The 14,230-nt window shown below is 37.9% G+C and carries 3 protein-coding genes; all 3 read right to left on the bottom strand.

The genetic code is table 11. The annotated features are described in order from the left end of the window. Positions 1–1,152: 1,152 nt before the first annotated feature. Genes AC2TDS_RS13825 through AC2TDS_RS13815 form a run of 3 tightly spaced genes read right to left on the bottom strand, consistent with a single transcriptional unit; the run spans position 1,153 to position 13,697 of the window. Entirely contained in the window at positions 1,153–3,081 is a 1,929-nt protein-coding gene (locus tag AC2TDS_RS13825) for an OmpA family protein (protein WP_484736166.1), read from the bottom strand. A gap of 20 nt (positions 3,082–3,101) precedes the next feature. After that, complete coding sequence (locus tag AC2TDS_RS13820) at positions 3,102–4,025, bottom strand: PorP/SprF family type IX secretion system membrane protein (protein ID WP_484736165.1); 924 nt, start codon at positions 4,023–4,025, stop codon at positions 3,102–3,104. Positions 4,026–4,043: 18 nt separating this feature from the next. After that, the gene (locus tag AC2TDS_RS13815) at positions 4,044–13,697 is read right to left on the bottom strand and encodes a lectin-like domain-containing protein (RefSeq protein WP_484736164.1); all 9,654 of its coding nucleotides are present in this window, start codon (positions 13,695–13,697) and stop codon (positions 4,044–4,046) included. Between the last annotated feature and the right edge of the window lie 533 nt (positions 13,698–14,230).

Raw genomic sequence — 14,230 nt, 5'->3', positions numbered from 1 at the left:
CTAAACACTACCAAGTAATAAAAAAAAACAAATTCAATGTCTTTTTTACATAAACCAAAAATTAACAACACATGATGGAACTCCTATTTGATTAAACCATAGGAAATAAAACAGCAATAATAATATAAGAGGGGGAGGCTTACTTATCAGAAGTTATTTTAACTTGAACATATTCAAAATAAATATTTTTGAATATAGTTTCAATTAAAATATGTAATCAGGTCTCATATATCTTTTTAGCGTTTGGTTTGGGGTTTTATAAATTACACACATATTAACTTGATCTCCAAGACAATAAATTATCTTGAATCCTAAATCAACATTTTAAATTCCTAAAATAGTTCCTAACCAAACTATTAAAAAATATTCTATGCAAATATATGAGATTAATACCTAGAAGCAAAATTTTTTTTATAAAATCCGATGTTTTTTAGTCTATTATTCCTTTTTACCCTAAACAACATCAAAAAGTATCATCTTTATTTATGATTTAAAATTATTGAAAACATAAATAATTACTTTTTCTTTTTACGAATTTCACAAAACCAAGCCTAGCCTAGGTATATCGTTTCTTTTTCTAATATATTGAAGAGGTAAAAAGCGGGTTTTACAATGGTGATTTCAAATGATAAATGGAGTCAAATACTAGTAATACATTTTACAAATAAATATTTCGCATATCTATTATTTCTTTTGTAGCTATTTTTGCGTTATAAAACTAACTTAAAATAATTTAATACCTGTATACAAAATATTTATCTGTAAAATCTTAGTGTTCTATAGCCTTGCCAAACTAGAGATTTGTGATTCCTATATTTTGGAAATAACCTAAAGATAAATCCGGTTTTCTGTCTTAGCACTCATAGCAAACCTGCAACCCGAATTATGCAATAGAAAATCTATTACAAGATGAAATCACTGTAAAATCAACCACTTCGTTCTACTTTTAAATGTAACCATACCAGTGCATACTAAAATTGAGAAAGCACTTACTTCTATTACGCTTACCTCTCTCAGAACAAAAACCTATTGTACAATTCTGGTTTGAAAACATCGCATCGTGTCTTTATAAAAGAAGAAAATAATTTATTCATGACAGTCAACTATTTTCTTCTTCCACCTATTTCTTTAACGGTTATCTGTTTTTACATTTTATCCACCGCTTACTATATAAAAATACGATCGTCTGTTTTGTTGATGCTCTTTTTCTGTGCACTTTCGTTGATTATCATCTCCACAATCATTAAGCAGGTTATCTTCTCCATACCCTATGGCACTTGCTATTCTTTCTGGAGCTATTCCTCGCATCACTAGATAATCACGTGTGGCCTTGGCTCGCCTATCTGATAAAAGCCTATTATATTCTTTTAACCCTCTGCTATCGGTATGAGATTCTATTTTGATGACCATATCAGGATGGTTTTGCATCACAGTCACGATATGTTCCAATTCATATTCCGCATCTTCTCGAATGGTGTACAAATCAAAATCAAAATAAATAGGATTGATCACAATCTGGTCTTCTTCTATCAATGATTGTAAAATGATATCTGTCTTCAGGGTTTTCTTGTTTACGTCTAATGTCACTTGTTTTATATGAACTCCCTTATAATCATCCTTCGAAACTACTAGTACAAATTTTTTCTCACAATCTAACGCATCAAAACTATAAGTCCCATCGGTTTTGGTTATCTGTTCTGATACAGGTTCATCGTTGTCATTTAACAAACGTACAGTCACCTTGTTTATCGGTAACCCTGTTCTTGAATCTGAAATCACTCCTTTAATGGTTTCCTTACAATTATAAACTCTAAAACTATAAATGTCATCATCACCTACGCCTCCTTCACGATTTGATGAAAAATAACCCGTTGTTCGTTCTTCATTAATCACAAATCCGAAATCATCTAAGGGCCCATTTACTGGAGAGCCTAGATTATGCGGCTCTGTAAATCCAGTGCCTTCTAATTTGGTCTCGAATACATCCAACGCACCTAATCCTAGATGACCGTCTGAAGAAAAATACAGTCGGTTATCAGCCCCTATAAAAGGAAACATTTCTCTTCCTTCTGTATTGATGGTATTACCCAAATTCTCTGGTTCACCATAACTGCCATCTGGTAAAACTGAAACCTTGTACAAATCTGTGCCTCCATACCCTCCAGGTCTGTCCGATACGAAATACAATGTCTTCTCATCGGGACTTAAGGCTGGATGCCCGGTAGAATACTCATCATCATTAAAAGGCAACTCTTCTACATTGTCCCAACTATTGTTATGCATTTTTTTTGCCTTATACATCTTTAAGTTAGACACGTTCTTTGTATCTCCTACTAATTTCTCTTTATCATGGTTGTAATTATCTCTAGTAAAATATACCGTATTGCCATCTTTAGTAATAACCACATTAGATTCATGATACTTGCTGCTCAACGATATAATTTTTTCTGCCGCATCTACATCTAACACCCTGTTCTCTTCTAAAGTCTGCTGTTTTGATTTATAAATATTCAAATACGGCTGATTGTTCCATTGATACAACTTCCTGTTTTCTGCGTCGGGACGTGTTGACCAAAAATAAAAATATCCGTCATGCAAAAAGCCTCCAAAATCTGAATATTGTGTATTAATCGATAAGTTATGGATATGAATATAGGTTTTTGGTCTATTAGTATAAGACACAAAATAATCCTTGTTATTCTCCAAGTCTGCAACACGACTATCATCACCTTTTACCGTCTTTAGCCTTAGCATCCAATCATCTGATTCTTTTATTTTTCCATTACTCTTTAAAACCTGTGCATACCTAAATAGATGTTCGGCAGAAGCAACTCCCTCATGTTGTTTCATCAATTCCCTATAATATTTTTCTGCTTTTTGAAAGGATATTGTATGATAATATGAATCTGCCAATCTACTCAAAACTAAATAGGAACTATCTCCCTTATCATAAAGCTGTTGATACAACTCTGCCGACTTCTTATAAGCATATTCCTTAAAATAGCGATCTGCCGCATACTTGCGCTGTCCGTAACCTATTACAGTAAATAATAATAGTACTATTAATATTACTCTCTTCATATATCTTAGCTTTTATACTTTTAAAAAAATCTAGGTGATTTCATCGTCTGTTCTCTAAATATCTCATATCGCAACATCAATTCGTGCGTTCCTGAGTTATAATTACTATAATTTGACGTTGTCAAATCATACGCATAACCAATTTGAAGTGATCTATTCACTTGAAAACCTACTAATCCACTTATTGAATCATCCCATCTCCATGCTAGCCCCGCTCGAAACTTCTCATGAAATAAAAAATTTACCGAAACATCCAACGATAAGGGTGCTCCACTTACAATCTTGGTCAGTACCGCTGGTTTAAACTTGATATCGTCGTTCAGATCAAACACATACCCTGCTATTAAAAAATAGTGCATCCGTTCTGTAGCCACACTTCCGCCATTACTCGAATCATCATAATGTTCTGTTCTTAAAACATTAGGAACTGCCAGACCTAAATACCAATTCGACTTGTAATAATAAACCCCTGCTCCTATAGTAGGTAGGAACTTGTTAATTGGCCGGGATAATTGTTTATCTGCCTTATCTCTGTAAATACCTTTACTCCAATCTACATTGAAAAACCGACCTCCTAGTTTCATTCCAAAAGCTAGGTTACCTTCCTCACTTGTTCGTACAGTATAGGATGCATTGGCATCCAAATAGGTTTCTGTAGAAGGCCCTATCTCATCCTTCACTAGATTAATTCCTAACCCCACTCCGCTATAGCCTATGGGGGTATCATAACTTAAAGTTTGGGTGTCGGGAGCTCCATCTACTCCTACCCATTGTGTACGGGCTAATAAATTAATAACACTATGACCCTTTGATCCTACATACGCCGGATTCACACTCATCGTATTAAACATATATTGAGTATAATGCGGATCTTGTTGTGAATATAGCTCGCCACTTATGATTGCCGTGCTTAGCACTATTATAGATAGTAATATCTTATTCATTTCTTAAAAATTTTTCTATTAATCCCTATTGATATATACCCAACCTGCTCTTGGCTCACTGCCATCTCCTAAGTCTAACGCGTAATAATAAGTTCCTGAGGGTAATTGTTTATCTACTTGAATATTAAAACGACCGTTAGACATTCCTTTCCATGTATTATCGTAGCCATCTTTACTGTAAACCAAATTACCCCAACGATTATATATCTCTAGTCTATTATTCTTATACTGATCATTTTCTATACAAGAGATTACAAAAGTGTCATTATCACCATCATCATTAGGTGTAAATTCATTATAAATAGTTATACACATCGGAACTACACTAGCACTCGCTACATCATCTGAAGCATCAATATCAAGTTGATCTAGACTAGCTAAAGAAACGATATTCTCATAATCACCAGATGATTGCACTAAGACTGTAATATTTAGCTCTATTGTAACACCTGAAACTAAACTGGGTATTTCCCAAATTCCAGAAAAATTATCATATGTACCTGCATCCGCTTCGTAAGAAACAAATTCATAGCCAGATGGTAAATTCTCACTTATTTCAACATTCGTGGCAACACCTGGGCCCCAGTTTGTTAATGTGATTGTAAAAACTACCGTTGAATTTACCGATGGTTCGTTGTTATTTACTTCTTTTGTTAACGACAGATTAACCGGCTGCATTATTATTGTAGCACTATCTTCATCATCTTCACTCTGGTCTCCATCATCATTATTAACATTACTATCTGGGTCGTATTGATCACTTCCTGTTACCTGAGCTATATTCTTATATTCACCTTCCTCTCCTGTAGGAGAATTGACCGTGGCCTCATAACTTAACGTCAGACCATCCGTACTTACGGACAAACTACTCCAAGTAATCGTGTTTCCTGTTAAACTTCCTCCATTGCTAATGTTTGTTATTGAGCCATAACCTACTGGTAAAACATCTTCTATATTTACCCCTGTTGCTGTATCCAACCCTCCGTTAGACAATGCTATCTCAAAAGTGACTATATCTCCTACGTTAGCCGTGCTATCGCTAACAGTTTTTGACAAACTCAAATCTGCAACTTGAGGCACTGTCGTAGCACTATCTTCATCATCTTCATTCTGGTCTCCATCGTCATTATCTACAGCACTGTCAGGATCGTATTGATCACTTCCTGTTACCTGAGCTATATTTTTATATTCATCTACAGCACCCGTCGGAGCATTCACAGTGGCATTATAACTTAACATTATACCTGTAGTACTAACAGACAAACCACTCCAAGTAATCGTGTTTCCTGTTAAACTCCCCCCATTGCTAATATTTGTTATTGTACTATAACCTGACGGTACGATATCTTCTATATTTACCCCTGTTGCTGTAACCACTCCTGCATTAGACAATGCTATCTCAAAAGTGACTATATCTCCTACGTTAGGCGTGCTATTGCCAACAGTTTTTGACAAACTCAAGTCTGCACTTTGAATCACTATCGTAGCACTACCTTCATCATCTTCACTCTGGTCTCCATCGTCATTATCTACAGCACTATCAGGATCGTATTGATCACTTGCTGTAACCTGAGCTATATTCTTATATTCATCTACAGCACCCGTCGGAGCATTCACGGTGGCATCATAACTTAACGTCAGACCCGCAGTACTAACAGATAAACCACTCCAACTAATCGTGTTTCCTGTTAAACTTCCTCCATTGCTAATGTTTGTTATTGAGCCATAACCTACCGGTAAAACATCTTCTATATTTACCCCTGTCGCCGTATCCTCTCCTGTGTTAGACAATACTATCTCAAAAGTAACTATATCTCCAACATTCGGTGTGCTATTACTAACAGCTTTTGACAAACTCAAATCTGCAACTTCAGGCACTATCGTAGCACTATCTTCATCATCTTCATCCTGATCTCCATCATCATTATTAACATTACTATCTGGATCGTATGAATCACTCGCTGTAACCTGCGCTATATTCTTATATTCATCTTTTCCTCCAGTGGGAGCATTAATTATGGCATTATAACTTAAGGTCAGACCTGTAGTACTAACGGATAATCCACTCCACGTAATCGTGTTCCCTGTTAAACTCCCCCCATTGCTAATGTTTGTTATTGAGCCATAACCTACCGGTAAAACATCTTCTATATTCACCCCTGTTGCTGTATCCAACCCTGCGTTAGACAATGCTATCTCAAAAGTGACTATATCTCCTACGTTAGGCGTGCTATCGCTAGCAGCTTTTGACAAACTCAAATCCACAACCTGAGGCACTGTCGTAGCACTACCTTCATCATCTTCACTCTGATCTCCATCGTCATTATCTACAGCACTATCAGGATCGTATTGATCACTTGCCGTAACCTGAGCTATATTCTTATATTCATCGACAGCACCCGTCGGAGCATTTACCGTAGCATTATAACTTAACATCATACCTGTAGTGCTAACGGACAAACTACTCCAAGTAATCGTGTTTCCTGTTAAACTTCCTCCATTGCTAATGTTTGTAATTGAGCCATAACCTACTGGTAAAATATCTTCTATATTTACCCCTGTTGCTGTATCCAACCCTCCGTTAGACAATGCTATCTCAAAAGTGACTATATCTCCTACGTTAGGAGTGCTATCGCTAACAGTTTTTGACAAGCCTAAGTCCGAGCATTCTTGAACGACAATAGTAAAATCATCGGTATCTAAACAACCATTTCCATTCATATATGTTAAAACACCATTATAGGTTCCTGGCAGAGCTCCTGATGGAATTGCATAAGTAGCTCCTGTTAAACTTGCTGTTGTTGTTATGTCTATAAACCCCGCTAACTCAGACATCTCGTCATAATCTATCGTATACTCTGTTGGGATTCCCGATGTTACAACCAAATTAATAGCTGAACTGGTAGTTCCTGAACAAACTACTATATCATTTGTGGTTGCTAATAGGCTCGGATTGATCGTTATTGTTCCTGTGGCGCTTACATTTCCGCAACCTCCTGTTAGCGGAATACTATAATTAAACATTCCGCTTGATGTTGGTGTTCCTCCTATCGTAATCGTATCTCCATTCCATGAAGCTGTTACTCCAGAGGGTAAGCCTGTTGCTGAACCAATACCTGTTGCCCCACTTGTTGTGTGGGTAATATCTGTTAAAACCGTATTGATACATAAAGTCGGGGTGCTAGACGCTACACTTGCTGTATTATCTGGGGTAACTGTAATAGTTCCTGTAGCACTTATATTTCCACAACCTCCTGTTAGCGGAATACTATAATTAAACGTTCCACTTGATGTTGGCGTTCCTTCTATCGTAATCGTATCTGCATTCCATGAAGCTGTTACTCCAGAGGGTAAGCCTGTTGCTGAACCAATACCCGTTGCTCCGCTCGTCATATGGGTAATATCTGTTAATACCGTATTGATACATAAGGTGGGTGTGCTAGACGCTACACTTGCTGTATTATCTGGCGTGACTGTAATAGTTCCTGTGGCGCTTACATTTCCACAACCTCCTGTTAGCGGAATACTATAATTAAACATTCCACTTGATGTTGGCGTTCCTTCTATCGTAATCGTATCTGCATTCCACGAAGCTGTTACTCCAGAGGGTAAGCCTGTTACTGAACCAATACCTGTTGCTCCGCTCGTCATATGGGTAATATCTGTTAAAACCGTATTGATACATAAAGTCGGCGTGCTTGAAGCAACACTTGCTGTATTATCTGGAATGACTGTAATAGTTCCTGTAGCACTTACATTTCCACAACCTCCTGTTAGCGGAACACTATAATTAAACGTTCCGCTTGATGTTGGTGTTCCTTCTATCGTAATCGTATCTGCATTCCATGAAGCTGTTACTCCAGAGGGTAAGCCCGTTGCTGAACCAATACCCGTCGCTCCACTTGTTGTATGGGTAATATCTGTTAAAACCGTATTGATACATAAAGTCGGCGTGCTAGACGCAACACTTGCTGTATTATCTGGCGTGACTGTAATAGTTCCTGTAGTGCTTACATTACCGCAACCACCTGTTAGCGGAATACTATAATTAAACATTCCGCTTGATGTTGGCGTTCCTTCTATCGTAATCGTATCTGCATTCCATGAAGCTGTTACTCCAGAGGGTAAGCCTGTTACTGAACCAATACCTGTTGCTCCGCTCGTCATATGGGTAATATCTGTTAAAACCGTATTGATACATAAAGTCGGCGTGCTTGAAGCAACACTTGCTGTATTATCTGGAATGACTGTAATAGTTCCTGTAGCACTTACATTTCCACAACCTCCTGTTAGCGGAACACTATAATTAAACGTTCCGCTTGATGTTGGTGTTCCTTCTATCGTAATCGTATCTGCATTCCATGAAGCTGTTACTCCAGAGGGTAAGCCCGTTGCTGAACCAATACCCGTAGCTCCACTTGTTGTATGGGTAATATCTGTTAAAACCGTATTGATACATAAAGTCGGCGTGCTAGACGCAACACTTGCTGTATTATCTGGCGTGACTGTAATAGTTCCTGTAGTGCTTACATTACCGCAACCACCTGTTAGCGGAATACTATAATTAAACATTCCGCTTGATGTTGGTGTTCCTTCTATCCTAATCGTATCTGAATCCCATGAAGCTGTTACTCCAGAGGGTAAGCCTATTGCTGAACCAATACCCGTAGCTCCGCTTGTTGTATGGGTAATATCTGTTAAAACCGTATTGATACATAAAGTCGGGGTGCTAGACGCTACACTTGCTGTATTATCTGGGGTAACTGTAATAGTTCCTGTAGCACTTATATTTCCACAACCTCCTGTTAGCGGAATACTATAATTAAACGTTCCACTTGTTGTTGGTGTTCCTTCTATCCTAATCGTATCTGAATCCCATGAAGCTATTACTCCAGAGGGTAAGCCTGTCGCTGAACCAATACCCGTTGCTCCGCTCGTCATATGGGTAATATCTGTTAAAACCGTATTGACACATAAAGTCGGGGTGCTAGACGCAACACTTGCTGTATTATCTGGGGTAACTGCAATAGTTCCTGTAGCACTTATATTTCCACAACCTCCTGTTAGCGGAATACTATAGTTAAACGTTCCGCTTGATGTTGGTGTTCCTTCTATTGTAATCGTATCTCCATTCCACGAAGCTGTTACTCCAGAGGGTAAGCCTGTCGCTGAACCAATACCTGTTGCTCCGCTCGTCATATGGGTAATATCTGTTAAAACCGTATTGATACATAAAGTCGGCGTGCTTGAAGCAACACTTGCTGTATTATCTGGAATGACTGTAATAGTTCCTGTAGCACTTATATTTCCACAACCTCCTGTTAGCGGAATACTATAATTAAACGTTCCACTTGTTGTTGGTGTTCCTTCTATCCTAATCGTATCTGAATCCCATGAAGCTATTACTCCAGAGGGTAAGCCTGTCGCTGAACCAATACCCGTTGCTCCGCTCGTCATATGGGTAATATCTGTTAAAACCGTATTGACACATAAAGTCGGCGTGCTAGACGCAACACTTGCTGTATTATCTGGGGTAACTGTAATAGTTCCTGTAGCACTTATATTTCCACAACCTCCTGTTAGCGGAATACTATAATTAAACGTTCCGCTTGATGTTGGTGTTCCTTCTATCGTAATCGTATCTCCATTCCACGAAGCTGTTACTCCAGAGGGTAAGCCCGTTGCTGAACCAATACCCGTCGCTCCGCTTGTTGTATGGGTTATATCTGTTAAAACCGTATTGATACATAAAGTGGGTGTGCTAGACGCTACACTTGCTGTATTATCTGGGGTAACTGTAATAGTTCCTGTAGCACTTATATTTCCACAACCTCCTGTTAGCGGAATACTATAATTAAACGTTCCACTTGATGTTGGTGTTCCTTCTATCCTAATCGTATCTGAATCCCATGAAGCTGTTACTCCAGAGGGTAAGCCTGTCGCTGAACCAATACCCGTTGCACCACTGGTTGTATGGGTAATATCTGTTAAAACCGTATTGATACATAAAGTCGGGATGCTAGACGCTACACTTGCTGTATTATCTGGCGTAACTGTAATAGTTCCTGTAGCACTTATATTTCCACAACCTCCTGTTAGCGGAATACTATAATTAAACGTTCCACTTGATGTTGGTGTTCCTTCTATCGTAATCGTATCTGCATTCCATGAAGCTGTTACTCCAGAGGGTAAGCCCGTTGCTGAACCAATACCCGTCGCTCCGCTTGTTGTATGGGTAATATCTGTTAAAACCGTATTGATACATAAAGTCGGGGTGCTAGACGCTACACTTGCTGTATTATCTGGCGTGACTGTAATAATTCCTGTAGTGCTTACATTTCCGCAACCACCTGTTAGCGGAATACTATAATTAAACGTTCCGCTTGATGTTGGTGTTCCTTCTATCGTAATCGTATCTGCATTCCATGAAGCTGTTACTCCAGAGGGTAAGCCCGTTGCTGAACCAATACCCGTCGCTCCGCTTGTTGTATGGGTTATATCTGTTAACTTTGTATTGATACATAAAGTGGGGGTGCTAGACGCTACACTTGCTGTATTATCTGGCGTGACTGTAATAGTTCCTGTAGCACTTACATTTCCACAACCTCCTGTTAGCGGAATACTATAATTAAACATTCCACTTGATGTTGGCGTTCCTTCTATCGTAATCGTATCTGCATTCCATGAAGCTGTTACTCCAGAGGGTAAACCTGTTGCCGAACCAATACCCGTTGCTCCGCTCGTCATATGGGTAATATCTGTTAATACCGTATTGATACATAAGGTGGGTGTGCTAGACGCTACACTTGCTGTATTGTGAGGTGTTATTGTTAAAATAGCCTCACTACTTGTAACACTTTCACATACGTTCTTTGAGCTGGTTAATACTAGTCTATATTTATTGGCAGATGCACTTAATGGTGGATTCGTCAGTGTTAAAGAAGCGGTACCTGTATTACTATAAACTCCCCCATCACTTAGATTATTCCACATCTCTACGCCTGCCACTTGTTCTTGCCATAAGTATTGTAAGTCGTCGGTACTTGACATGCTTCCGCTATAATCTGGATTGGTTGTTGGCGCCATTCCGGTAAAACTGGCTGTACTTAATGAAGAACCCGACATGGTAAAAGTAACATTATCACCTAAACATATAGTTGTGTTACTCGGCTGACTATCTATCTGTATAACAGTAGCCTCCCTTACCACCATCAATGTTAGTTGCCCCTGATTTGCATCGATATCCGCAGCTCCTCCTGAATTTACCAGATTAGGAACTCCATTTGCATCTACTCCACCATTACTTGCATAATCAATTCTTCCATTGGCATCTAAATGTGATGAAGTAACATTTCCAGCCCCTTCTATAGCATCATAGCAACCATCATTATCACTATCCACATCTAAATGATCTGAAATCCCATCGTTATCCGTATCTGCTTCAAGTGGCAGATCATTACAGTAATTAGTAAATCTAATTTTTTGTTCATTATTTACCCCTCCTGTTGAAGCTGTAAAACCAAAGTGCACTAAGCTCTCTCCTCGAAAGTAATCAGTAACGATGTCTCCTGTATAGCTTCCCGCTACCATTCCACTTACTGTATATTCTATTGTATTCGTGGAGCTGTCCCATGTTATCTCTACTGGGTGCCATTCACCATCTTCTAACTCACCAAGAGAAATAGCTTTGGATAATATTTTCGTAAGTTTTGGAGTATTTTCAGATGGCCAAATCGTCCCATGATCATCTTCTATATCCTCGAAAAACCCTTCATAGACACTATTATCATACGTATCTATTTCTAAAACAATTCCACTTTTTATATGCTGAGCACCCATACCTGCTCCATCAGCTCCTTCAACTGATGAACCACGTTGGTCATTATGGAATATAATGGCAATACCATCTGCTCCATCACTTTCTCCGAGATATGCCTCAAATCTAATCGTGAAATCTTTATCGAAAGCTATTTTGTCTTTTGACATCGCTCGTCCAATCTGCCGATCGCTATCCAGAGTCAATCGTACTTCATTAGCCTGTAATTTAACAGCATCGCCCCCTAAAACAAATAAATCATCAACCTCGGTAGCAGAATTAATATTCACTTCAACGCAATCTAAAATACCATCATTATCATCATCTAAATCACATACATTATTAATGCCATCTCCATCAGGATCATTAGCTGTTGGCGAGCCTGTTATAGCCCCCCATGTACATGGGTCTCTTACCGTTAACCTTGCACTATTTTGAATATCCGTACATGCATTCTCTGGATGTGTAACAACTAAAGTATATTCATTTCCTGACAAGTCAGTAACATCACTTATCTGTAATTGTGACGTATCAGTTCCTGAATATACGCCTGTATCAGACAAATCGACTCCATTTTCTTGCCATTGATATACAATATCTTCCGACAGGTCAATAGCCGAAGCATGGTCATAATCAGCCTCTGATGCTAAAGTAGACGCAGAAAACTCAGTTGTCGTTATTGCTGTTGCAGTAGTAATTTCAAACACCGTTGGATTTCCTAGATCTAATATTTGATCCACTAATGTCGTTGCATCTACTGTTATCCGTGTAGCTTCTAAGGTTTTATCCAGTGTGTTTTGACCAACATCTCCATCATTATTGACAAGAATAGGGACTCCATTAGTATCAACCCCACCTTGGTTATAAACGTCAATGGCTCCCACACTATCTAACTGGTCTGAGGTAACGTTTTCATCTGCTTCTATTGAATCAGGGCAACCATCATTGTCACTATCTACATCAAAATGATTAGGAACGCCATCGTTATCAGTATCAAAAACATCTACTATACCATTATTATCATTATCTACATAGTCTGTATTTGAACCATCACCACCATTACCATTATCAACAATATCAAGGTAATTTGGAATTAAATCACCGTCTTCATCTCCATCAGGATCACGGCCAATTACCTCATAAATATCAAGAATTCCATCATTATCGTCATCTTTGTCTTCAGAGTTAATAAGGCCATCATTATCAATATCTGAGTTACTACACAAGAGGACGCGTAAGGAAGTTCCATTATCGTTAAACAATTCGTAATCCCTTAAATCCAAATCAAATTGCTTTACTAATGTTTCGGAGGACGCCCTCATTACTCCACGAATACTCGCGACATTTAAAAATGAAAACTGTGCACGATTGTCTATGATATTATTTTCGCCATCTGCTAGAATCCCACCATTTACTTCTAAAAGCTTCACATTTTGCTCTGCCCTCACGAACACAACCCTATCTGAACAAGAAATAAAAATTTCTTCCTCGCTATCTATATCATCTACTACAAACGAATAGTTCCCGAATACTGGAGTCGGTTCACCATTAACAAGTTCTATAAACTCCAATTGAAACTCTACATCATTGGTGTCACTATGTTCAAAATACAAATTGCCTTGAATATGAATAAAATCACCACTACCACGAAGTATAGTCGATCTTACCGCTATAATATTAGGATTAGAGTTTGATTTAGCTGGAAAAATTTTTCTACCGTTTGTATCCGGACCACTATTAGCAAGCACCACTATGTCTGTATATTGGGACTGTGCTGTTTTAGACGAAAAACACAGAAATAATATTAATATAACTGCAAAAACACTACTTAACTTATAGGAACTTTTTTTAATCATAATATGATTGTTAAAATTTAACAAATATCTTTCAGACCAAATCATTAACTCATTGAACTAAAAGAACTTCTTTCTTCTTTTCTCTATTAAGTAGTATTCAAAATATTATACTTCCAGACCTTGGTTAGTTGTATCTAGTCGTTGGCTTTTTCTGTTTTGATTGTTCTTAAATCATTTTTATTTAATTTTCATGTTAACACAAACAACTTCCATCCTTTTTCTAAATTGTAAAAAGCTGTAATTATCATTTCTCTATTTCTATTTATTCAAAATAGCTTGACAATAAGTTTGCAGAGGGAGGTAACTATAAACTAGCCCATCTTCATACCTACTAGAAATTTTCAATCTCTAATTATAATTGTATGTAAACGGAAGTTTTAGCTATATTTCGAGACATAACATCCTAAAGACCAACACGACAACTAATCCTGTCATGTTCAACTCAGTTGAATATTAAGCTATTAAAAAAAGTGTTTCCCCCTCTAGACATCAAACCTTACAGTCAGTCAACTTTAAGATCAAAAAATCTAATT

The sequence above is a fragment of the Tenacibaculum profundicola genome (genome assembly GCF_057220795.1).
Note: the sequence above shows the minus strand (reverse complement) of the source record. Positions and strands in the feature narration are given on the sequence as shown.